Source organism: Pseudomonas sp. Tof1, assembly GCF_055390395.1.
The window spans coordinates 3,034,220-3,055,045 of record NZ_AP024344.1; the positions used below are offsets into that span (position 1 = coordinate 3,034,220).

At 64.2% G+C, this 20,826-nt stretch carries 20 protein-coding genes and 1 riboswitch; of the genes, 8 read left to right on the forward strand and 12 right to left on the reverse strand.

Annotated elements, in window-relative coordinates:
• The first annotated feature begins 65 nt into the window (after positions 1 to 65).
• A riboswitch (cobalamin riboswitch) is annotated at positions 66 to 273 on the forward strand.
• Between the two features lie 99 nt (positions 274 to 372).
• Genes cobW through ACZ5KU_RS13955 form a run of 4 tightly spaced genes read left to right on the forward strand, consistent with a single transcriptional unit; the run spans position 373 to position 6,897 of the window.
• Positions 373 to 1,440: a cobalamin biosynthesis protein CobW gene (gene cobW / locus ACZ5KU_RS13940; RefSeq protein WP_054062299.1), complete on the forward strand. Its 1,068-nt coding sequence runs from the start codon at positions 373 to 375 to the stop codon at positions 1,438 to 1,440.
• Between the two features lie 4 nt (positions 1,441 to 1,444).
• Positions 1,445 to 5,215, forward strand: coding sequence for a cobaltochelatase subunit CobN (gene cobN, locus ACZ5KU_RS13945; RefSeq protein WP_416773262.1), 3,771 nt, complete (start codon positions 1,445 to 1,447; stop codon positions 5,213 to 5,215).
• A 12-nt stretch (positions 5,216 to 5,227) separates the two neighbouring features.
• A complete protein-coding gene (locus tag ACZ5KU_RS13950; RefSeq protein WP_054062297.1) occupies positions 5,228 to 6,241 on the forward strand; it encodes an ATP-binding protein in 1,014 nt (337 codons plus the stop codon).
• A gap of 2 nt (positions 6,242 to 6,243) precedes the next feature.
• Entirely contained in the window at positions 6,244 to 6,897 is a 654-nt protein-coding gene (locus tag ACZ5KU_RS13955; protein WP_081006057.1) for a vWA domain-containing protein, read from the forward strand.
• A 136-nt stretch (positions 6,898 to 7,033) separates the two neighbouring features.
• On the opposite strand, the gene ACZ5KU_RS13960 is transcribed toward ACZ5KU_RS13955, so the two are convergent.
• The gene (locus ACZ5KU_RS13960) at positions 7,034 to 7,297 is read right to left on the reverse strand and encodes a hypothetical protein (RefSeq protein ID WP_017906965.1); all 264 of its coding nucleotides are present in this window, start codon (positions 7,295 to 7,297) and stop codon (positions 7,034 to 7,036) included.
• Positions 7,298 to 7,618: 321 nt separating this feature from the next.
• Here ACZ5KU_RS13960 and ACZ5KU_RS13965 point away from each other — a divergent pair, with 321 nt between their 5' ends.
• Positions 7,619 to 8,944 carry a sigma-54 dependent transcriptional regulator gene (locus ACZ5KU_RS13965; protein ID WP_054062296.1) on the forward strand — a complete coding sequence of 442 codons (1,326 nt, stop codon included), beginning with the start codon at positions 7,619 to 7,621 and terminating at the stop codon, positions 8,942 to 8,944.
• Between the two features lie 89 nt (positions 8,945 to 9,033).
• Here ACZ5KU_RS13965 and ACZ5KU_RS13970 read toward each other — a convergent pair whose 3' ends face one another.
• The 9 genes from ACZ5KU_RS13970 to ACZ5KU_RS14010 all read right to left on the reverse strand — a co-directional run bounded on the left by ACZ5KU_RS13970 (position 9,034) and on the right by ACZ5KU_RS14010 (position 17,241).
• Positions 9,034 to 10,335 carry a coiled-coil domain-containing protein gene (locus tag ACZ5KU_RS13970; protein ID WP_273820685.1) on the reverse strand — a complete coding sequence of 434 codons (1,302 nt, stop codon included), beginning with the start codon at positions 10,333 to 10,335 and terminating at the stop codon, positions 9,034 to 9,036.
• A gap of 49 nt (positions 10,336 to 10,384) precedes the next feature.
• Entirely contained in the window at positions 10,385 to 11,134 is a 750-nt protein-coding gene (locus ACZ5KU_RS13975) for a hypothetical protein (RefSeq protein ID WP_416773265.1), read from the reverse strand.
• 44 nt (positions 11,135 to 11,178) lie between these two features.
• Positions 11,179 to 11,859 carry a C39 family peptidase gene (locus ACZ5KU_RS13980; protein ID WP_054060130.1) on the reverse strand — a complete coding sequence of 227 codons (681 nt, stop codon included), beginning with the start codon at positions 11,857 to 11,859 and terminating at the stop codon, positions 11,179 to 11,181.
• A gap of 62 nt (positions 11,860 to 11,921) precedes the next feature.
• On the reverse strand, positions 11,922 to 12,884 hold the full coding sequence (locus ACZ5KU_RS13985) for a hypothetical protein (RefSeq protein ID WP_054060129.1): 963 nt from the start codon (positions 12,882 to 12,884) through the stop codon (positions 11,922 to 11,924).
• 61 nt (positions 12,885 to 12,945) lie between these two features.
• Positions 12,946 to 13,521: an adhesin gene (locus ACZ5KU_RS13990; RefSeq protein WP_273820687.1), complete on the reverse strand. Its 576-nt coding sequence runs from the start codon at positions 13,519 to 13,521 to the stop codon at positions 12,946 to 12,948.
• 1 nt (position 13,522) lies between these two features.
• A complete protein-coding gene (locus tag ACZ5KU_RS13995; protein WP_416773268.1) occupies positions 13,523 to 13,969 on the reverse strand; it encodes a hypothetical protein in 447 nt (148 codons plus the stop codon).
• A 345-nt stretch (positions 13,970 to 14,314) separates the two neighbouring features.
• Entirely contained in the window at positions 14,315 to 14,839 is a 525-nt protein-coding gene (locus ACZ5KU_RS14000) for an AAA family ATPase (protein WP_416773486.1), read from the reverse strand.
• Positions 14,836 to 15,399 (reverse strand): nicotinamide riboside transporter PnuC, encoded by a 564-nt coding sequence (pnuC, locus tag ACZ5KU_RS14005; protein WP_054060125.1) that lies wholly within the window; start codon positions 15,397 to 15,399, stop codon positions 14,836 to 14,838. The genes ACZ5KU_RS14000 and pnuC overlap by 4 nt, the downstream gene beginning before the upstream one ends.
• Before the next feature lie 207 nt (positions 15,400 to 15,606).
• Positions 15,607 to 17,241 (reverse strand): methyl-accepting chemotaxis protein, encoded by a 1,635-nt coding sequence (locus tag ACZ5KU_RS14010; RefSeq protein WP_054060124.1) that lies wholly within the window; start codon positions 17,239 to 17,241, stop codon positions 15,607 to 15,609.
• Positions 17,242 to 17,533: 292 nt separating this feature from the next.
• Here ACZ5KU_RS14010 and ACZ5KU_RS14015 point away from each other — a divergent pair, with 292 nt between their 5' ends.
• Entirely contained in the window at positions 17,534 to 18,361 is an 828-nt protein-coding gene (locus ACZ5KU_RS14015; RefSeq protein WP_054060138.1) for an undecaprenyl-diphosphate phosphatase, read from the forward strand.
• Positions 18,358 to 18,792 (forward strand): DUF1294 domain-containing protein, encoded by a 435-nt coding sequence (locus ACZ5KU_RS14020; RefSeq protein WP_054060123.1) that lies wholly within the window; start codon positions 18,358 to 18,360, stop codon positions 18,790 to 18,792. Before ACZ5KU_RS14015 ends, ACZ5KU_RS14020 begins: the two co-directional genes overlap by 4 nt.
• A gap of 7 nt (positions 18,793 to 18,799) precedes the next feature.
• Here ACZ5KU_RS14020 and ACZ5KU_RS14025 read toward each other — a convergent pair whose 3' ends face one another.
• On the reverse strand, positions 18,800 to 19,144 hold the full coding sequence (locus tag ACZ5KU_RS14025; protein WP_054060122.1) for an MmcQ/YjbR family DNA-binding protein: 345 nt from the start codon (positions 19,142 to 19,144) through the stop codon (positions 18,800 to 18,802).
• A gap of 11 nt (positions 19,145 to 19,155) precedes the next feature.
• The gene (locus ACZ5KU_RS14030; protein ID WP_054060121.1) at positions 19,156 to 20,064 is read right to left on the reverse strand and encodes a LysR substrate-binding domain-containing protein; all 909 of its coding nucleotides are present in this window, start codon (positions 20,062 to 20,064) and stop codon (positions 19,156 to 19,158) included.
• A 131-nt stretch (positions 20,065 to 20,195) separates the two neighbouring features.
• Here ACZ5KU_RS14030 and ACZ5KU_RS14035 point away from each other — a divergent pair, with 131 nt between their 5' ends.
• Complete coding sequence (locus ACZ5KU_RS14035) at positions 20,196 to 20,807, forward strand: FMN-dependent NADH-azoreductase (protein WP_054060120.1); 612 nt, start codon at positions 20,196 to 20,198, stop codon at positions 20,805 to 20,807.
• Positions 20,808 to 20,826: the final 19 nt, after the last annotated feature.

A 20,826-nucleotide genomic window follows, 5' to 3' on the forward strand; every position in this document is an offset into this window, starting at 1 on the left:
CAGGGTGAAAGGGGGCGCAATTAAACCACAGCGGCCGTCGAGATTGACCTGCTCCCGCGCACTGCGTAGCCTTGCAGGTTCGAGGTTCTTCGGCATCCGGCCGAAGCTAAGATGGGAACGCGGCAAGCCGCGGCTGCCCCCGCAACTGTGAGCGGTTTGATAGTCTTGCCTGGCCACTGCCCCTTGGGGCGGGAAGGCGCAAGACCCGGTGATCGGGCGACTGCCGAACACCCGCCCGCAAGCCAGGAGACCTGCCTCGTGACAGAATTTCACTTAAACCGGGCGGGGTGATCCGGTGGCGAACCTACCCGCGCCTGTTCCGGCAGCGGTTCTCGTCCCGTATGCCCGCTATTTTTGCCAAGGGGCATCCCGATGAAAACACTGGCCAAGCTTCCTGTCACCATCGTCACCGGCTTCCTCGGCTCGGGCAAGACCACCTTGTTGCGCCACATGCTCGACAACGCCCAGGGCCGCCGCATCGCGGTGATCGTCAACGAATTCGGCGAACTCGGCATCGATGGTGAAATCCTCAAGCAGTGCTCGATCGGTTGCACCGAGGAAGAGGCGGTCGGTCGCGTCTTCGAACTGGCCAATGGCTGCCTGTGCTGCACCGTGCAGGAAGAGTTCTTCCCGGTGATGCGCGAACTGGTGGCACGGCGCGGCGATCTGGACCACATCCTCATCGAAACCTCCGGCCTGGCGTTGCCCAAACCGCTGGTCCAGGCGTTCCAGTGGCCGGAAATCCGCAGTGCCTGCACCGTCGATGCGGTGATCACCGTGGTCGACAGCCCGGCGGTGGCCGCCGGTACCTTCGCCGCCTTCCCCGACCAGGTGGACGCCCAGCGCAAGCTCGACCCGAACCTGGACCACGAGTCGCCGCTGCACGAACTGTTCGCCGACCAGTTGTCCAGCGCCGACCTGGTGATTCTCAACAAGACCGACCTGATCGCCCCCGAAGACCTGGCCAAGGTCCGCCTGGAAGTGGCCGAGGAACTGCCACCGGCGGTGAAGATCGTCGAGGCCAGCAGCGGTCGCCTGCCGCTGGACGTGCTGCTCGGCCTGGGTGCCGGCTCCGAAGAACATATCGACAGCCGTCACAGCCACCACGATCACCACCACGACGGCGATGATCACGACGATCATGACCACGATGCCTTCGACTCGATCTCCATCGACCTGCCGCAAGCCGATGAAAGCCTGCTGCTCGATGCCCTGACGCAACTGGTGGTCAAGCACGGCATCCTGCGGGTCAAGGGCTTCGCGGCGATCCCGAACAAGCCGATGCGCCTGCTGATCCAGGGCGTGGGCACCCGTTTCGACAAGCACTTCGACCGTGCCTGGGGCGCTGACGAGCCGCGTGTCACCCGCCTGGTGCTGATCGGTCAGGAACTGGATGCCGCCCTGCTCGAGTCGACCCTGCGCGCGGCGCTGACGGTCTGACCCCATGCACCTGCTCAGGACCCAGCCCGGCGGTTTCGTGTCGGACGACAACATTGCCGACCTGGGACAGACCCCCGCCGAGTTGGTGATCCTGTGCAGCGGTGATTCCAGCCTGGCGTTGCTCGCCGAAGCGGCGCAGCAACTGCCGGACGATTACCCCAGCCTGCGCCTGGCCAACCCGATGCAGGTGCAGAATCATGCCTCGGTCGACCTGTATGTCGACCAGGTGCTGCAACACGCCAAGGTGATCCTGCTGTCGTTGCACGGCGGGATCGGCTATTGGCGCTACGGCATCGAGCGCCTGGTGCAACTGGCCGAGCGCGGCGTGGCGCTGATCCTGGTGCCGGGCGATGACCGTCCCGACCCGGAACTGAGCGCCCTGGGCAACGTCCCGGCGGCCGAGGCCGAACGGCTCTGGCATTTCCTGCGCCAGGGGGGGCTGGGTAACGCCCTGCAACTGTTCAATTGCCTGGCCAGTACCTGGCTGGGGCGCGATTACCCGTGGCACGAGCCTCGCGCCTTGCCGCGCACGGCGATCTACCACCCCCGCGTGGTCGATGCGCGACTGGCGGATTGGCGTACCGACTGGCAGGCCGACCAACCAGTAGCGGCGCTGCTGTTCTATCGTTCGCACCTGCAGGCGGCCAACACCGCCTTCGTCGATGTGTTCTGCCAGCGCCTGCAGGCGGCCGGGCTGAACCCGTTGCCGATCGCCGTGGCCAGCCTCAAGGAGCCGGCCTGCCTGGCGACGGTCGAGGACTGGCTGGACGAAGTGTCGGCGGCGGTGATCCTCAATACCACCGGTTTTGCCCAGTCGACCCCCGAGGCGCCGCACCTGCGGCCGTTCCGCCGTGACATTCCGGTGATCCAGGCCATCTGCGCCCAGGACAACGAGCCCGGCTGGCAGGCCAGCGAGCAGGGCCTGGGGCCGCGGGACCTGGCGATGCACATCGCCTTGCCGGAACTGGACGGACGGATCATCAGCCGGCCGATCAGCTTCAAGGACCTGGCCTGGCGCAGCGAGCGCAGCCAGAGCGACGTGGTCTGCTACCGGGCCCAGCCCGAGCGCATGGACTTCGTCGCCGAACTGGCGCGGCGCTGGGTCGACCTGGCACGGCTGGACAACGGCGCCAAGCGCATCGCTCTGGTCCTGGCCAACTATCCGACCCGTGACGGCCGCATCGGCAACGGTGTCGGCCTGGACACGCCGGCCGCGGCGCTGAATATCCTGCGGGCCTTGCAGGCGCAGGGCTACCCGGTTGCCGAACTGCCCGAGAGTGGCACCGGCCTGATCCAGGCCCTGCTCGGCGGCGTCAGCAACGATCTCGACAGCCTCGATCTGCGACCCTGCCGGCAGAGCCTGGCGCTGGCCGAATACCAGGCCCTGTTCGAGCAATTGCCCGAGGCCAACCGCCAGGCGATACTGGCTCGCTGGGGGCAGCCGGAAAACGACCCGATGTGCCGCGACGGGCGGATGATGGTCGCCGGGCTGCGCCTGGGGCTGACCTTCGTCGGCATCCAGCCGGCCCGTGGTTATCAGGTCGACCCGAGTGCGGTCTACCACGATCCGGACCTGGTGCCGCCCCATGGCTACCTGGCGTTTTATTTCTGGTTGCGCCACCGCTATGGTGCCCACGGCGTGATCCATGTCGGCAAGCATGGCAACCTGGAGTGGCTGCCGGGCAAGGGGGTCGGTCTGTCGCAGCACTGCTGGCCGGATGCGCTGCTGGGGCCGCTGCCGAATATCTATCCGTTTATCGTCAACGACCCGGGCGAGGGGGCCCAGGCCAAGCGCCGGACCCAGGCGGTGATCATCGATCACCTGATGCCGCCGCTGACCCGTGCCGAAACCTACGGCCCGTTGCGCGACCTGGAACTGCTTGCCGACGAATACTACGAAGCGCAACTGCTCGACCCACGCCGGGCCCGGGAGTTGCAGCGCGACATCCTCAAACTGGTACGCGAGACGCAGATCGACCGCGAGCTGCAGCTGGATGCCGGGCTCGACAGCGATGCCGACGCAGCGATCTGGCTGCCGCGCCTGGACACCTACCTCTGCGACCTCAAGGAGTCGCAGATCCGCGATGGCCTGCACGTGTTCGGCGAGTCGCCGCAGGGACGGCTGCGCATCGATACCCTGCTGGCCCTGCTGCGTATTCCCCGCGGTGACGGGCGAGGTGCCCGGTCGAGCCTGCTGCGGGCGTTGGCCAAGGCCTTCGAACTGGGCTTCGACCCGCTCGACTGTAACCTGGCCGAACCCTGGACCGGCTGCCGTCCGGAGGCGCTGCGCGACCTCGGCGCGGCCACCTGGCGCACCGCCGGCGACAGTCGCGAGCGCCTGGAACTGTATGCCGCAGCCTTGATCGAGCAGGCCCTGGCGGGGCTCGCCGAGCTGCCGGACAGCGAGGCATGGGCCGATGTGCGCAGCATCATCGACGGGCTGCTCGAACAGGTGGCGCCGCGGCTCGATGCTTGCGGGCCGGCGGAAATGCAGGGCCTGCTTGCCGCCCTCGACGGGCGCTTCGTCCCGGCCGGTCCCAGTGGTGCACCGAGCCGCGGGCGACTGGACGTGTTGCCTACCGGGCGCAATTTCTTTTCCGTGGACGTACGCAACCTGCCGACCACCACGGCCTGGCGCATCGGTTTCCAGTCGGCCAACCTGATTCTCGAGCGACATCTGCAGGACCACGGCGACCACCTGCGTCAGCTTGGCCTGTCGGTCTGGGGCACGGCGACCATGCGCACCGGCGGCGACGACATCGCCCAGGCCATGGCGCTGATGGGCGTGCGGCCGGTCTGGGCCACCGGCAGCCAGCGGGTCGACGACTTCGAGATCCTGCCGCTGAGCCTGCTGGACCGCCCTCGGGTGGACGTGACCCTGCGGGTTTCCGGGTTCTTCCGTGACGCCTTCGCCAACCTGATCCGCCTGTTCGACGCGGCGGTGCAGGCGGTGGCGGCGTTGGACGAACCCGAGGACCTGAACCCCCTGGCGGCCCGCGTTCGCCAGGAGCGCGAGCAACTGCAGGCGCAGGGCCTGGATGCCGAGCAGGCCGCACGCCAGGCCGGTTGGCGGATCTTCGGCGCCAAGCCGGGCGCTTATGGCGCGGGTGTGCAGAATGCCATCGACGGGCGCCTGTGGCAGAGCCGCGAGGACCTCGCCGAGGTCTACCTGAACTGGGGTGGCTACGCCTATGGCGGCTCCGACGAGGGTACCGCGGCCCGGGCGCCGTTCGCCCGACGCCTGAGCCAGGTCCAGGCCGTGTTGCAGAACCAGGACAACCGCGAGCATGACCTGCTCGATTCCAACGACTACTACCAGTTCCAGGGTGGCATGCTGGCGGCGGTGGAAAGCCTCAGTGGCAAAACCGCCGCCAGCTATCATGGCGACCACAGCCAGCCGGACCTGCCGAAGATCCGCACGCTCAAGGAGGAGTTGAACCGGGTGATCCGCTCGCGGGCGGCCAACCCCAAGTGGATCGACGGGGTCAAGCGCCATGGCTACAAGGGTGCCTTCGAGCTGGCGGCGACGGTCGACAATCTGTTCGCCTTCGATGCCACCAGCCAGCTGATCGACGATCACCAGTACGCGTTGCTGGCCGATGCCTACCTGCTGGATGCCGACACCCGCGCGTTCGTCCGCGAGCACAACCCCCATGCCTTGCGCGACATGACCGAGCGCCTGCTGGAAGCCCAGCAGCGCGGGCTGTGGCGTGAGCCGGGGGACTACCGCGAGGCGCTGGAAAACCTGCTGCTGGATATTGAAGAAGATGCCTGAGGACTATGCACCATGACTGACTCCCCGCATTTCCCGCTGTCGGCGGTGGTCGGTGCCGATGCGCTGAAGCTGGCGCTGTGCCTGACCGCCATCGACCCGAAGATCGGCGGCGTGCTGATCGAGGGGCCGCGCGGCATGGCCAAGTCGACCCTGGCCCGTGGCCTGGCCGACCTGCTGGCCAGCGGGCAGTTCGTCACCTTGCCCCTGGGGGCCACCGAGGAGCGCCTGGTCGGCACCCTCGACCTGGACGCGGCACTGGGGGAGGGCCGCGCGCAGTTTTCCCCCGGCGTGCTGGCCAAGGCCGACGGCGGCGTGTTGTATGTCGATGAGGTGAACCTGCTGGCCGATCATCTGGTGGACCTGCTGCTCGATGTGGCGGCCAGCGGCACCAACCTGGTGGAGCGCGACGGCATTTCCCATCGGCATGCGGCGCGCTTCGTGCTGATCGGTACCATGAACCCCGAGGAAGGCGAGCTGCGCCCGCAATTGCTCGACCGTTTCGGCCTGAATGTCGCCCTGAGCGGCCAGCCGGAACCGGCCGAGCGGACGCAGATCATTCGGCGCCGGCTGGATTTCGACAGCGACCCGCAGGCCTTCTGCGACCAGTGGGCAACACAACAGCAGGTGCTGCGCGAGCGTTGCGAACGGGCCCGGGCGTTGTTGCTGGAAATCGACCTGGATGATCGGGCGATGGCCGCGATCAGCGAGCGCTGTTTTGCCGCCGGGGTCGATGGCCTGCGCGCCGACCTGGTCTGGCTGCGGGCGGCCCGTGCCCACGCCGCCTGGCGGGGAGCGCGGCAGATCGCCGACGAGGATATCGAGGCGGTCGCCGAGTTTGCCTTGCGTCATCGGCGTCGCGAGAACTCGCCCGCAACCTCGTCAAGCCCTCCTGCCGGCGCGCCACAGAACCGCCCCGATCCGGCGCCGGGCACGGAGCAGGCCCAGGGGCAATGGGGTGAACTGCCGGCCAAGGCCATGGCCATGGGGGCTCGTCGGGACATTCCGAGCTGGCCAAAAAAGCCCTAGGCATTCGCCCTCGACTCAAGCCGGGGGCGAATGCCAGAACCGGCGCGGGTGAGGTTCCCGGAGGCCGCCAGGGTGCGGCCCGGGGTGCGGCGAGCGGGGCGATCGATTGGCTCGGGACGCTACTGGGCGGGCGGCCGAAGGCCCGCCGCGATCTGCGTTTTCGCTTGCGCAGCAGTACGGCCCACGAATTGTGGCTGGTGATCGTCGATGCATCGGCTTCCACCCGTCGACATCAGGCCCTGAGCGATGCCAAGGGGCTGCTCGCGCAGTTGTTCGACGATGCCTATCGCCAGCGGGCACGCCTGGCATTGTTGACCGCCAGTGGCAGCCGGCCGCAGTGGCAGGTCCAGGGGCTGAAGGCCTCCAGTGGCCTGGCGGGCTGGTTGGAGAACCTGGGGGCGGGCGGCGGAACGCCGTTGCTGGCGGCCTTGCAGGAGGCCGGCCACTGGTTGGCCGTCAGGCAGCGGCGTTTTGCCGAGGAGCGGCAGCGGGTATTGGTCTTGACCGATGGGCGCCTGAAGGCCTGGACGGGGTTGGCGCCATTCAATTGCCCGACATTACTGGTCGACCTGGAGAAGGGGCCGATTCGCCTGGGGCGGGCGCGGCAACTGGCCAGTGAACTCGGGGCCGATTATCGGCACATCGAGCTGCTCTAACTTCAGCTACCAACGTTGTGTCCATTTGATCGCATTCGCGGGCAAGCCACGTTCCTGCAGATATTGCGGCGTGTCTTGCTCGGTTACTGTAGGGGCAGGGTTTGCCCGCGAAGCTTATCGCTTTAAAGATCGAGAATCAGGCCGAGAAAGTCCAGGGCTGCAAGTCGTAGCCCTTCTTGCTCAATTCGGCACGGGCCTGTTCCAGAACGGATTTCAACTGCGCCAGGTTCGAATAGTCACTGCAAGAGATCTGCCGGCGGTCGATGCTGTTGTTGGTGCGATCGATTACGGTCAGGCTCAGGTCGCCTTTGTCTTGTGCTGTCCAGGCCACGCATTGGAAGGGTTTGAATGCGTTGCCGGCCATCAGGAGTGCTTCGTTGAAACGGAGCGGGGCGTTCATGGGGTCTTCTCTCAAGTATGCCCAAACAGTGTGTCAGCCGTCGGCTGGGCGCACCGTCGCGGCTGGTTACTTGTACTGATGTCCGCTGAGGGGCATCAGGTCACACGGGAAATACAGTTTTTTTCAACTTTTTTTCAGTGCCTCCAACAAGACTCTCGAATACCGAAATGGTTTCACCGTTATGTTTGGCGCGTTCGATCGGCTTTCGCCCTTATGCTCAATCGGTACAAGTTAGCGTCAATTTCTTGCTAGTGTTACAGCCAGGTTTGCCAAATTACTGTTTCTAATAAAATTTTATAATTCAGGCGCCAGGGAGCTGTCATGCAAGAAGCCACACCGCTAAGGCGTCTCCTGGTGGTCGATCCCTGCAACGACTGCCACCAGTTGCTTCCCGGCCTGCGCAGCATTGGCTGGGATGTCGACAGTTGCGAGCTCGAGGCGGCGGTCGATCGGCCCTGCGATATCGGCCTGTTGCGCCTGCAACCGTTTCATCTGGAGCGCCCCGATGCGGTCAAGGACCTGATCAGTCGCAGCGGCACCGAATGGATCGCGGTGCTCAGCCAGGAAGTCCTGCGTCTGCAGAACGTGGGTGACTTCGTCTGCGAGTGGTTCTTCGATTTTCATACTTTGCCCTTCGACGTTTCCCGCGTACAGGTGACATTGGGTCGCGCCTTCGGCATGGCGCGCCTGCGCGGGCAGGGGCCGGCCCCTGTCGAACCGCCGGAGCACGAGTTGCTCGGCGACAGCCGGTCGATCCGCGAGTTGCGCAAGCTCCTCGGAAAACTGGCGCCGACCGAGTCGCCGGTGTTGATCCGGGGTGAAAGCGGGACCGGCAAGGAACTGGTCGCCCGCACCCTGCACCGTCAGTCACAGCGCCACGCCAAGCCCTTCGTGGCGATCAACTGCGGGGCGATTCCCGAGCACCTGATCCAGTCCGAACTGTTCGGCCACGAGAAGGGCGCCTTTACCGGAGCGCACCAGCGCAAGGTCGGGCGCATCGAGGCAGCCAATGGCGGGACGCTGTTTCTCGACGAAGTCGGCGACCTGCCGCTGGAGCTGCAGGCCAACCTGTTGCGCTTTCTCCAGGAAAAACACATCGAGCGGGTGGGCGGCAGCCAACCGATCCCGGTCGATGTGCGGGTCCTGGCTGCGACCCACGTCGATCTGGAAGCCGCGATCGCTGCCGGGCGCTTTCGCGAGGATCTCTATTACCGCCTGAATGTACTGCAGGTGGTGACGGCGCCGCTGCGTGAACGCCACGGTGACGTGCGGATGCTGGCCAACCATTTCTCCCATTTCTACAGCCAGGAAACCGGGCGGCGACCGCGCAGTTTCAGCGAGGAGGCGCTGGTCGCCATGGGCAACCATGGCTGGCCGGGCAATGTGCGCGAGCTGGCCAACCGGGTCCGGCGTGGCCTGGTGCTGGCCGAGGGGCGGCAGATCGAGGCCGGTGACCTGGGCCTGGCCAGCGAATCCAGTGCCCAGCTGGCCATGGGTACCCTGGAGGATTACCTCTATCAGGCCGAGCGCCAGGCGTTGTGCGATGTGCTCAATCGGCATGGCGACAACATGAGTATCGCCGCGAAGGTGCTGGGGATTTCCCGGCCGACGTTCTACCGGCTGCTGCACAAGCATCAGATTCGCTAGGCACTGGAGGCTGCCCAGGCAGGTATGGCGCCGTTCACAGGCGCCTCTGCCACGGCGATGGCCGGGGCAGAGGGCGCCATCAGGCTGGATCAGAAGTAGTAGGGGAATTTCAGGCTGAAGCTGAAGTCCGGGGCGTCGGGGGTCATGCCCAGGGACAATTGTGGAACGATGGTCAGGTTCGGCGTGGCGGCGATGGTCATGCCGACGTTGAAATAGCCGGCGTTGGCGTCGCTGCCCACTACACTTTGCCAGCTCTGCCCATCGGGCTTGAGTTTGCTTTTGCGTTGCACCAGGTCGGACACCGAGAACGACATACTCATCTTTTCGTTCAAGGCGAAGGCAACGCCCGCACCGAACTGGTAGCTGTCGCCGATACTGACCTTGCCTGGCTGCGTGACGCCCTGCTGGGCGCTGATGTCGCTGAAGGAGTCCTCGAAGTTGTGGGTGTAGGCGAACGTGCCGAACAGTACCGCCGGGTCGAATGTCTTGACCAGCGAGAGGCCGGTGGTGAGCGCCCAGACGCCATTGCCGGTGGGCAGGTCCTCAGGCACGAACAGGCTGCTGCTCTTTGGCGACTGGACAAATTTTATGCCGAAAGGGTCTTTGCCGGTCGGCGCCTTGAGCCTGACGCTGACCACCGCATCCGGCAGGCTTTCCGTTTCATCGAGGAATTTGTAGGCCACCCCGAAGTTCACGTCACCGAGTGTCGGGTCGCGTGTCACGGTGTCTTCCACGGTCGAGGCGGCGCTGCCACCGTTGCCACCGCCGGATTGATAGGTGGACTCGCGATAGATGACCGGAGCGTTAATGTCGAACTGCCAACGGTTTTCATAGTTGTAGCGAGCCGTCAGATCCAGCGTCCAGGTATCGGCCTTGATCCGATCGAGGTTGATGGTGCCGAGGAAAATCGAATCCAGTGCGAGGAAACCGTTCAGCGTCAGCTGCCGGGTGTCATAACGCGAATAGGTGATGCCCGTTTCGACACTGAACTTGCCATTGCCGAAGAAGCCGCTGGCTTCGTTGTACAGGTCGGAAACACTCTGGGCCGGTGCCGAATCATCCTTGAGCGACTGGCCATAGGAGGCCCCGGAGGTCCCTGCCGCGGCACCTGGGGCATTGGCGCTGGCCCCCGCCACCGCCTGGCCCTTTCTCAGGTCGGCCGGCGATTTGACCAGGCGTTTGGGCGGCGGCGCCGCCGGCTGGTCCTCGACCTGTCGAACCCGCTGTTCCAGCACCGAAAGCGCCTGTTGCTGTTGAACGTAACGCTGTTTGAGCTCCAGAAGTTCCTGTTTCAGGGCCTCCACCTCGGCGTCAGGTGCCGCTTGCAACATCGCTGCCGGGAAAAGTGTCCCCACACAAATTGCCGCCCGCAGAGAAAACGATCGGTACATGAAATTAGCCATCCCTTACTGACTTCCAATGGTCGAAAGTGAGCGTAGTTCAGAATCCCATGTTGCGTAGGCCTTTGAGTTGGGTCAGGTTGCAGTCCAAGGCTCCCACTGTCTGCAGGTTGTTCTGCAATACCACATTGAGTTGAGTCATGTTGTGGACCAGGTTCTGGCCACCGAGCAGGGCGGTGGACTGCAGGACGCCACCCTGGGCGATCTGCTGCAGCGAATGGCCCTGGTTGTTGCTGGCCGCGATCGCCATCTGAATGCCGCCGGAGACCGCGGAAACCGTGATATTGCCGGCCGCGCCAGAGCCGCTGATGCTACCGCCGCTGTTGAGAATCTGTCCGACCTGCTGGCCGCTGACGGGGGCCTGGTTGGCTTCGCTGACGTTGATGGCGACATTGTTGTAGGCGCTGTTGCCATCGCCGGCGGCACGGACCACCTGGGTCACGCCGGCCGAGGTGGTGAAACCGTTGCCGCCAACCACCGTGCCGGAGCCCGGGGCGGTAGGGGAGCCGTTGCCCTGGGTGCTGTAGGTGGAAACGTAGAACTGCGGTTTGACCGTCGATTGCTGGATCTGCAGGCTGGTGGTTGCGCCGATGATGTCGCCACTGGCGTTTTTCCAACTGCTTTGCATCACGACGCCGAAGCTGATGATGCGTCCCGGCATGACATAACGGCCACGCAGCTCGGACAGTTCCTGATCCTTGATTTCGATGGGTTTGAAGGGTGATGTCGCCTGTGCGGGCAGGCAGGCGAATGCCAGGCAACTCACGACCAGCCAGTGTGGAGTTTTCATCTGTTGCTCCCGGGGCTTCCTGCTCCCTTACTCGTTACTGCACTTCAGAAAAAATCGCTCTGGATAAAGCCGAAATCCATCAGCTCGGCGTCTTTGACCGGATTGAAGGTATCCAGCTTGTCTTTCGCCGTGAGCGGGGCCGGCGGGGCCAGCAGAGCGTTGGTCTTGTCATAGCCGGGGCCGACGATGGCAAACACGATGCCATTCCAGCCCTTTGCGAAATCCGCGGCAGCGTAGCGCTTGTGGCCAAGCACCGGGTCGCCGATGTACACCCAGTCCTTGTCCGCGCGCTGCATCACCACGAAATGCTTGTAGCCGCGGATATCCATCAGCACCACCACCGGAATGCTGACACTGGTCAGCTTGTCGGCGGGTATGCGATAGCCGCGGGCGCGCATGCCGATGCTCTCGACGTAGCGCTTCATGTCCAGCATGGAGAAACCGTGGGTCTTGACCAGTTCCGCATCGGAAGTGGTCAGCATGCCCTTGATCACCTGCTCCTCGTCGACATCCAGCCAGTAGGCCTGGCGCAGCACCGTGGCCAGGGCGGCGGCGCCGCAACTGAAATCGGTTTTCTGCTGGACCAGGTTGGCGAAACGCCGTTCGCGGATGCTCTGTACGTTCTTGTAGAAGACGCTGGCGCCGGGCAGGCCGGGGACCGCCATGGTGGCGGCCTGGGTCAGGTCGCAAAGGCCGATCAGCAAGGCAAGGACGAGAATACGCATGGTCGATACGCCTTCAGGTGCGGAAAAAAGAGCCCCGTTTCCGGGGCTCTCTGCTGTCGCGACTACATGCAGGCTTTGCAACCGGCGGCGATGGACAGCGAGTTGCTTTGCTGGTTGCCCACCCCGGCCGAAACGTTGATGCCAGCGTTGCCGGACATGTGGTTGGCCGAGTTGTTCATGCTGGCGTTGTTGGTGACAACGTTTTTCCAGCCGTTGGGAGTGAGCACTTGCTGGGTCCAGTAGCCGGCCAGTTCAACAGAGCCTTGTTCCTTGAAGGTGAACTTCTGGTCATCGTTGTCATGACCACCCTTGTAGCCATGGCCATGATGATCGTCGTCACCCTTGATCGTGCCGGAGCCGGTGCCCTTGTAGCTGCCCTTGAGATCGATGGTGCCCTTGAGGGTTTCTTTCTCATAGGCTTGCACGCCACTGTTGGTCACCAGCAGGCCGCTTTCGGTCTGGTTGGCGGCGGCGGCGGCGGTGGCTACGCGGCCACCGGAGACGGCGATGGCCAGGTTGTTTTTCTGTTGGTTGAAGTTGCCGGCGGTGATGTTGACGCCCATGTTGCCGGAGCCATTGTTGCCGGAGTTGTTCATCGACGCATTGTTCTGGGTCGATTGGTTGAGCACGACGTTGTTGGTGTTGGTCTGGGTGGCGCTGCTGGCCGAGACGGCGGTACCGAAGATGAAACTTTCGTCGGCGGTGGCCAGTGCGGCGGCGTTGTCCTGTTGGTTGCCGTCGCCGGCTGCAACGTTGGCGCCCATGTTGCCGCTCGAGCCGTTCAGCGAGTCATTGGCACTGGCGTTGTTCCTGGTGCCCTGGTTGATCACGGCGTTGTTGTGGCTGTACTGGGTGTCGATCACGGCGGCGCCGGCGCCGGCGGTGATCTGCAGCAGGGTGCCGAGGTCAGGACCTTTGGGGCCATGGTGACCATGGCCGTGGTTGTTGCCGCCTGCCTGGGCGGCCATTGCCATGACTGCGGCCAGTGCGAACACCAGTGGTTTGAGAGCCATTGTAGGTTTCATGATGTATCTCCGTGCTTATTAGTTGGTTAAGTGTTGGTACTTTCTAATTGCACTGCTCGGGTCAGTCGGCGACCCGGATACTGAGGGTGTTGGCCATGCGGTTCCCCACCCCCGCGCTCTGGTTCACCTGAATCACGCCCCGGCTGCCGGTGAAGGCCTGGTCGCTGGTAACGACCTGGCGACTGCCTGGGGTGCCGGATGAACCGGAGTTGGGTGACAGCGCCACGTTCTGTTGCGACAGGGCGCTGTCATCGACGCTCTGCGGCGCAGCACTGATGCTGATGCGCACGGCGTTGATCATCTGGTTGTTGGCGCCGGCGGACTGGTTGACGCCCACCATGCCGGTGCCATTGCTGAAGGCGTTGCCCTGGATGGCCGCCTTGGCGTTGATCGCCGTGCTGGCCGGGGTTCTGAGCTTCTGGGTCAGGGCGGTCGATGCGCTGGCGTCGGTGCCGATGGCGATCGCACGACTGTTGATCTGTTGCTGCTGGTCGCCGGCGGCCTGGTTGACCATGAGGCTGCCCTTGTACTGCTGGCCGGAGTTGTTGATCACGGCATTGTCATTGGCGGTCACGCCACTGTCGGCGTAGGCGGTGAAACTGCTGAACAGGGCGAGAAAAAGCAGGGTGCGCTTCATTTCATTGCCCCTTGCCGATGGCGTTGAGGGCACCCATGCCGGCCGACAGCCCGCGATTGACCGTATTGGCGATGCTGGCACCGCTGCCGCCACCGTGTCCGGAGGACAGGCCCGGCAGGCCGTTGGGGTTGCTCAGGCCGGGCATGTGCTCGGTATGGACCGTGATCACACGGTTAACGGTTGCGCCGGTGCTGATGCCGGCGATATCACCGTCGCTCAGTTCCATGCCGTTGGTCAGCGAGATGACACGGGCAGAGGGGTTGGCATTGACCGTAGTCGGATTCGGATCAGGCTGCAGGGGCGGGCGGCCGTACATTTGCGGTTGGACGGTGCGCTCGAGGACGATCACGCCGTTGTTGCCACCGGCCTCGGCGGTCAGGCTGAACAGCGAGCCAATGGCGCAACCGATCAGCAAGGTGCGGGTTAAAGCTGTTCTTGTCATCCCCACGGCAGTGTTCCTTCTTCAGTGCGCTGGCCCTGTTCAGCGTTGGGAAGGAAAGAGCAGAAGCTGTGCCGCTTTTCGTTTTTTCTTCTGTATCAATGGGTTGCCAGGGCTGTCGGGCAGGTGACGTTGTTTGCCTGTTTCAGCTTTGAAACAGGTCCGTGCCGGGAGAGCGCTGGAGAGGTGGCAAAGCCCCGTGGAATGGGGCTTTCAGACAGCTGTATCAGTGGCTTGACACATGGCCGTGCAAGGGCCCCAAGCTGTTGAATCTGGTCGTTTGCGGCGGTGCAGGGTGTTTCATGAGTGGACACTGCGGCTGCGGGGCCGGGCCTTTTGCGGCGTTGGCCGGAGTCAGCGTCCCAGCAGCTTCTCGACCGCACCCATGGCCTGGCGGTGCCTTTGCTGCCAATCACCGCCGAGCACCTCGACCGTCTGCCGGTGCCGGGTCAGCCATTGCCGGCTGGCCTCGAAGAACGCCCGGCGTTCCTCCAGGTCGGGCTGGCAGCGCTGACCGTCATCGGTCCATTCGACGCCGTCGGGGCTGAGCAGCAGGTGCAGGTCGTAATACCGGGCGAGCAGGGCCGGTTCGAGCCAGGCGGGGCAGTCGCCTAACAGGGTCTGGCTCCAGAGGATGTTGCTCAGCAGGTGGGTATCGAGAATCAGCAGCGAAGGCTGCCGTGCCCGCGCCTCGTCCTCCCAGGCCAACTGGCCGCGGGCGATGGCGGGGATGTCGGCCAGGCAGGTGTCGCGCTGTTCCCGCTCGATGAAATGACGCACGTATTCACCCACCAGCAGGCCGCCGAAGCGTGCCTGCAGGGCCTCGCAGAGCCAGCTCTTGCCGCTGGATTCGGGGCCCGCCAGCACCACCACCTTCATGCCTGCAACGCCGGGTCGGTACGCCATTCGCGCCAGCCCTGCACGGCCAGCAGGGTGAACAGGCCATAGAGGGCGGCGGTCAGGTACAGGTCCTTGTAGATGAACAGGCCGACGAAGATCACATCGACGGCGATCCACAGTGGCCAGCACTGGATGCGTTTCTGCGCCATCCACAGCTGTGCGACCAGGCTGAAGGCGGTCAGTGCGGCATCGAGCCAGGGTTGTGCGGCGTCGGTCCAGGTGGCCATGGCAGCGCCCAGCAGCAGGCTGCCCAAGGCACCGACGGCAAGGCCGCCCAGCAGGGCTTGCGGGCCAAGGCTGGACACCTCGCGGCCCTGGTGCACGATGCCGCCGCGGGTCCATTGCCACCAGCCATAGAGCTGCAGCACGGCGTAGACCACCTGCAGCAGCATGTCCGAGTAGAGCTTCACATCGAAGAATATCCAGCTGTAGAGCAGCACCATGACCAGGCCGATCGGCCAGCACCAGGGATTCTGTTTGACCGTCAGCCAGACGGCGATCACGCCGAGGGCGGCGGCGAACAGTTCAAGCCCGGACATGGGAGACCTCTGGATCGAAGGGAAAGGGGCGGATTGTACCCAGAGTGGCAGGGAGAAGGGAGGGCCGCAGCGCGATTGCGCTTCTCTCCCGCGACCTGTTCGCGGATAAGCCTGGACGCCGGCCCCACAAGGCATCGCGGTGAGCACTGGTCTTGTGTGCGCCGCAAAATTGTCGGGGCCGGACTGATCCGCGAACAGGCTCTGCGGTCAGATACGGAACTGGCGCAGCAACCCGTTGAGCTGTTCGCTCAGCACCTTGAGCCGGTCGCTGTCGGTGCTCGACTGTTCGGCCGCCAGGGCAGTGGTGTGGGATAGGCCCGCCGCCTCGGTGACGTTCTGGTTGATCTCCTCGACCACGTGGGCCTGTTGCAGGGTGGCGCTGGCAATCGAGGCATTGAGGCCATTGAGGTTGCGCAACGCCTGGCTGATGGCATTCAGGCTTTCGCCGGCCAGCCCGGCCAGTTCGATGGTCTGCTGCGAGACACGGCTGCTGTCGCCGATGACTTTCACCGCCGCTTCGGAGTGATTCTGCAGACGTTCGATCATCGCCTGGATCTCCGCCGTGGATTTCTGCGTACGCTGGGCCAGCAAGCGCACCTCGTCGGCCACCACGGCGAAGCCGCGGCCCTGTTCACCGGCCCGTGCGGCCTCGATGGCGGCGTTGAGGGCGAGCAGGTTGGTCTGCTCGGCGATGGCGCGGATCACTTCCAGGACACTGCCGATCTGCGTGCTTTCCGCCGCCAGGGTGCGGATCACCTCGACCGCCTGGGCGATGGTGGCGGACAACTGGTCGATCTGCTGCAGGCTGTTGTCGATGTTCAACTGGCCCTGGCGGGCCTGGCCTTCGGCATCGCGCACCTCGCTGGCGGCCTGTTCGGCGTTCTTGGCGACATCCTGCACGCCATAGGTCACCTCGTTGATCGCCGTGGCCACCATTTCCATCTGCTGCGATTGCTGCTGACTGCGGGTCTGGGATTCGATGGCGCTGTTACCCAGGTCGCTGGAGGATTGGCCGAGTTCACTGGCCGAAACCTGCAACTGGCTGACCACGCCACGCAGCTTGCTGGTGAAGGCGTTGAAGTGGCGGGCCAGTTCGGTCACTTCGTCCTGGCCGTGGGTATCGAGGGTGCGGGTCAGGTCGCTTTCGCCGCTGGCGATGTTGGCCATGGCCTGGACCGTTTCCCGCAGCGGATGGACGATGCTGCGGCCGATCAGCAGGACCAGCACGCTCACCAGCACGGCAATCGCCAGGCCGACCAGCGAGGCATTGCGCACCTGCTCGTAGAACTCGGCCTGCACATCGTCGATGTACACGCCTGAGCCGATGATCCAGCCCCAGGGCTCGAACAACTGCACATAGGAGGTTTTCTGCACCGGAGCGCTGGCGCCCGGCTTCGGCCAGCGGTAATCGATCATGCCGCGGCCCTTGGCCTTGGCCAGAATCACCATCTCGTTGAACAGCGCATAGCCATCGGGGTCCTTGATGCCGGACAGGTCCTGGCCCTCGAGCTTGGGGTTGGCCGGGTGCATGACCATGACCGGGCGCAGGTCGTTGATCCAGAAATAGTCGTTCTGGTCGTAACGCAGCCCGCGTATGACGCTCAGCGCCTGTTTCTGCGCGGCATCGCGGCTGAGGGTGCCGGCGGTTTCCAGCCCCTGGTAGTAGGCGAGGATGCCGCTGGCGGTCTGGACCACGTGCTGGGTTTTCAGGGCCTTGGCCTGGTAAAGGTTGTCATGGGTCTGCTTGAGCATCAGCAGGCCCTGGGTCAGCAGCATGGCTACCGCCAGGACCAGGATGAGCCACAAGCGTCGGCTGATCGACACACTGCGCAAGCTATTCATAAGACCACCGTTCCTTTTTTTCTTGTTGTCCTGCTGTCATGCAGCTTATACCAGCAGGTTTAGCCCACAGTGCCCACTATGCTTATGGCTACTATCGAGGCAGCGATAAACAGGCATGTCTGATAGGATTTCGGCCCAATCTCGACAAACCTGAGTTGCTGTTTGATTTTTCAGGCATTTTTCACGGTTTGCCGACGAACTGCGCAGCAGGCTTGCCAGTGGATCGCCGAGATGGCGAATCACGCTTTTCGATTTTTGTAGGGCCTGCGGGAGCGGGCCTTGAGGGGGAATGATGGATTTTTGGACCGCCGCACAGGCGTTGATACTGGGGATTGTCGAGGGCCTGACGGAATTCCTGCCGATTTCCAGCACCGGCCACCAGATCATCGTGGCCGATCTGCTGGGTTTTGGCGGTGAACGGGCAATCGCCTTCAACATCATCATTCAGTTGGCCGCGATCCTCGCGGTGGTCTGGGAGTTTCGCCAGAAGGTCTTCACCGTGGTCCGGGACCTGCCCAGGGAGCGCAGTGCCCAGCGTTTCACCCTCAACCTGCTGGTGGCGTTCATGCCGGCGGTGATTCTCGGGGTGTTGTTCAAGGAAGTGATCGCCACTTACCTGTTCAACCCGATCACCGTGGCCTCGGCGCTGGTGGTGGGTGGTGTGGTCATCCTCTGGGCCGAGCGGCGCGAGCACACGGTGCATGCCGAAACGGTGGATGAGATCCGCTGGCAGGACGCCCTGAAAGTCGGCTTCGCCCAGTGCCTGGCGATGATTCCGGGAACCTCCCGCTCCGGTGCGACCATCATCGGCGGCCTGCTGTTCGGCCTGTCGCGCAAGACCGCCACCGAGTTCTCGTTCTTCCTGGCCATGCCGACCATGGTCGCCGCCGCGGTGTACTCCGGTTATGGTTTCCGCCATCAGTTCCAGATGGCCGACCTGCCGGTGTTCGCGGTGGGCTTCGTCACTTCCTTCGTGTTCGCCATGATCGCCGTGCGCGGCCTGCTGAAGTTCATCGCCAGCCACAGCTACGCGGCGTTTGCCTGGTATCGGATCGTCTTCGGCCTGGTGATCCTGGCCACCTGGCAGTTCGGTTGGGTCGACTGGTCGACCAAGGGATGAGCAAGCCGAACACTCCCGGCAATGGCCGGCCAGCGCCCACGGGCCGGGTCCGCCAGCTCAAGCTCAAGGTGCTGCTGGGGCTGCTGCTCTGCGTCTTGCCCGGTTTCGGCGCGCTGCGCCTGTGGCTGGGCAGCGGGACGAGTTGGCCGCTGTGGCTCTACGGCAGCGCCAGCCTGTTGGCGTTCGTTCTGTACTGGAACGACAAGCGCAAGGCGCGCAATGACGCCTGGCGCATACCGGAGAAGGTCCTGCATGGCGTCGAGCTGCTGGGCGGCTGGCCGGGGGCACTGATCGCCCAGCAGGCGTTCCGGCACAAAACCCGCAAGCTGTCGTTCCAGGTGGTGTTCTGGCTGATCGTGTTGCTGCACCAGGTTTTCTGGATCGATCGGCTGTTTCTCGACGCCACCCTGGCGCATCTGTCCTTTCTGTAGGGTAGCGCTACAGCAGCAGGCCGACCTGACTGCGCTTGGGCAGCTTGGCGACCACCAGTTGGTGGGAACGGCGCAGCAGCTCCTGCAGTTCCTCGGCGCCCAGCGGGTAGGGCGCGTTCATGCTGATCCAGAAAGCCCGCGCCAGATAGGGTGCGGGACGGATTCCGGGGCGGTCGACATAACCGAGGAACAGTTCCTTGCCAACCTTGAGCGACAGTGTGTCGCCACTCAGGTTGAGCAGCGCGAACATCTTGGTCTCGGCGATCGAGAACACCCTGACGCCGCCCCATTTGTAGTCTTCCCGTGCGCCGGGCAGGTCGAGGCAGAAGCGCGCGACGGCCTCCTGGTTCATGCTGGCTCCTTTCATAGTGCTCTGTCTCCACATTCCCTGAAGGCTTCGGCCAGGTGGTCGATCCACGCCCGTACGGCCGGCAGCAGCCCGCGACGGTGCGGGTAGACCGCCTGCAGCCAGCCGCCCGGCAGTGACCATTCGGGCAGGATGCGCACGAAGGTACCATTGGCCAGTTCTTCCTCGCAGTAGAGCATGGGCAGCACGGTGAAGCCCAGGCCGGCGAGGGCGCAGGCCTTGCGGACAATGAAGTCGTCCACGCCCAGCCGGGCTTCGAGCGCCAGCTCGCGCTTCTGCCCGCGTTCGTCCAGCAGGCTGAGATGGACCTGGCGGTCGGCCTCCAGGGCGCCGAGGGCGGGGGCGTTCAGCAGGTCGTCGACGCTGTCGATCGGGTGCTGCTGCAGAAAGGCCGGGGTGGCGAGCATGAAGGTCTGGGCCTGGCGCAGTCGCCGCGTGACCAGCGACGGGTCCTCGTCGCCATGTTCACGAACCCGCAGAGCGACGTCGATGCCTTCGGTGACCAGATCGACCCGACGGTTGACCATCACCACCTCCAGTTGCACCAGCGGGTGCGCCGCCAGGAAGCTGGCAATCACCCGGGGCATGAACACCTGGGCCAGGCCGATCGGGCACGACACCCGCAGCCGTCCACGAGGTTCGCTGGACATGCTGGCCACGGCCTCGTCGGCCATCTCCGCCTCCAGCAGCATGGCCTGACAATGGCGCAGGTAACGTTCGCCCACCGCGGTCAGCTTCAACTGTCGGGTGGTGCGCTGCAGCAGGCGGGCGCCCAGGCGCTCTTCCAGTTCGGCGATCCGCCGCGACAGCCGGGACTTGGGAATCCCCAGCAGGCGCCCGGCGGCGGCGAAACCACCGGCTTCCACGACCTTGGCGAAGTAGTAGAGATCGTTGAGGTCTTGCATGGTGTGAAGTTCCGGTCGTTCTATGGGTAGGACAATCTATCGCATTTTGAGCGGCTAATCATTTATTGGCTTCGCAAGTAGGATTATTCCAACTCGATCGCCAAGTGGCGATCCTCACTTGGAGATCCCGCATGAAACTCTTGCACATCGATTCCAGCATCCTGGGTGACAACTCGGCTTCGCGCCAACTGAGCCAAAGCGTGGTCAAGGCCTGGCAGGCCGCCGAGCCTTCGAGCGTGGTGACCTACCGTGACCTGGCCGCCGATGCCATCAGCCACTTCTCCAGCCTGACCCTGGCTGCCGGCGGCACTGCTGCCGAACTGCGCGATGCGGCCCAGCGCCACGAAGCCGAACTGAGCGCTTCGACCCTGGAAGAGTTCCTGGCCGCGGACGCCATCGTCATTGCCGCGCCGATGTACAACTTCAGCGTGCCGACCCAGCTCAAGGCCTGGATCGACCGTATCGCTGTGGCCGGCAAGACCTTCCGCTACACCGAAAACGGCCCTGAAGGCCTGGCCGGTGGCAAGAAGGTAGTGATCGTCTCGACTTCCGGTGGCCTGCATGTAGGCCTGCCGACCGGTGTAGGCCATGAAGACTACCTGAAAGTACTGTTCGGCTTCCTCGGCATCACCGACATCGAGTTCGTTCGCGCCCACGGTCTGGGCTATGGTGAAGAAGTGCGCACCAAGGCCATGAGCGACGCCCAGGCGCGGATAAACGACACCTTGTTCGCCGCCGCGTAAAGCTTTTGTAAACGCGCAA

What these genes read in the sequence shown, in the direction of transcription:
- cobW (WP_054062299.1), top strand. Translation starts at nt 373, where the DNA reads ATGAAAACACTGGCCAAGCTTCCTGTCACCATCGTCACCGGCTTCCTC.
- cobN (WP_416773262.1), top strand. Translation starts at nt 1,445, where the DNA reads ATGCACCTGCTCAGGACCCAGCCCGGCGGTTTCGTGTCGGACGACAAC.
- ACZ5KU_RS13950 (WP_054062297.1), top strand. Translation starts at nt 5,228, where the DNA reads ATGACTGACTCCCCGCATTTCCCGCTGTCGGCGGTGGTCGGTGCCGAT.
- ACZ5KU_RS13960 (WP_017906965.1), bottom strand. Translation starts at nt 7,297, where the DNA reads ATGAACGCCCCGCTCCGTTTCAACGAAGCACTCCTGATGGCCGGCAAC.
- ACZ5KU_RS13965 (WP_054062296.1), top strand. Translation starts at nt 7,619, where the DNA reads ATGCAAGAAGCCACACCGCTAAGGCGTCTCCTGGTGGTCGATCCCTGC.
- ACZ5KU_RS13970 (WP_273820685.1), bottom strand. Translation starts at nt 10,335, where the DNA reads ATGTACCGATCGTTTTCTCTGCGGGCGGCAATTTGTGTGGGGACACTT.
- ACZ5KU_RS13975 (WP_416773265.1), bottom strand. Translation starts at nt 11,134, where the DNA reads ATGAAAACTCCACACTGGCTGGTCGTGAGTTGCCTGGCATTCGCCTGC.
- ACZ5KU_RS13980 (WP_054060130.1), bottom strand. Translation starts at nt 11,859, where the DNA reads ATGCGTATTCTCGTCCTTGCCTTGCTGATCGGCCTTTGCGACCTGACC.
- ACZ5KU_RS13985 (WP_054060129.1), bottom strand. Translation starts at nt 12,884, where the DNA reads ATGAAACCTACAATGGCTCTCAAACCACTGGTGTTCGCACTGGCCGCA.
- ACZ5KU_RS13990 (WP_273820687.1), bottom strand. Translation starts at nt 13,521, where the DNA reads ATGAAGCGCACCCTGCTTTTTCTCGCCCTGTTCAGCAGTTTCACCGCC.
- ACZ5KU_RS14000 (WP_416773486.1), bottom strand. Translation starts at nt 14,839, where the DNA reads ATGAAGGTGGTGGTGCTGGCGGGCCCCGAATCCAGCGGCAAGAGCTGG.
- pnuC (WP_054060125.1), bottom strand. Translation starts at nt 15,399, where the DNA reads ATGTCCGGGCTTGAACTGTTCGCCGCCGCCCTCGGCGTGATCGCCGTC.
- ACZ5KU_RS14010 (WP_054060124.1), bottom strand. Translation starts at nt 17,241, where the DNA reads ATGAATAGCTTGCGCAGTGTGTCGATCAGCCGACGCTTGTGGCTCATC.
- ACZ5KU_RS14015 (WP_054060138.1), top strand. Translation starts at nt 17,534, where the DNA reads ATGGATTTTTGGACCGCCGCACAGGCGTTGATACTGGGGATTGTCGAG.
- ACZ5KU_RS14020 (WP_054060123.1), top strand. Translation starts at nt 18,358, where the DNA reads ATGAGCAAGCCGAACACTCCCGGCAATGGCCGGCCAGCGCCCACGGGC.
- ACZ5KU_RS14025 (WP_054060122.1), bottom strand. Translation starts at nt 19,144, where the DNA reads ATGAACCAGGAGGCCGTCGCGCGCTTCTGCCTCGACCTGCCCGGCGCA.
- ACZ5KU_RS14030 (WP_054060121.1), bottom strand. Translation starts at nt 20,064, where the DNA reads ATGCAAGACCTCAACGATCTCTACTACTTCGCCAAGGTCGTGGAAGCC.
- ACZ5KU_RS14035 (WP_054060120.1), top strand. Translation starts at nt 20,196, where the DNA reads ATGAAACTCTTGCACATCGATTCCAGCATCCTGGGTGACAACTCGGCT.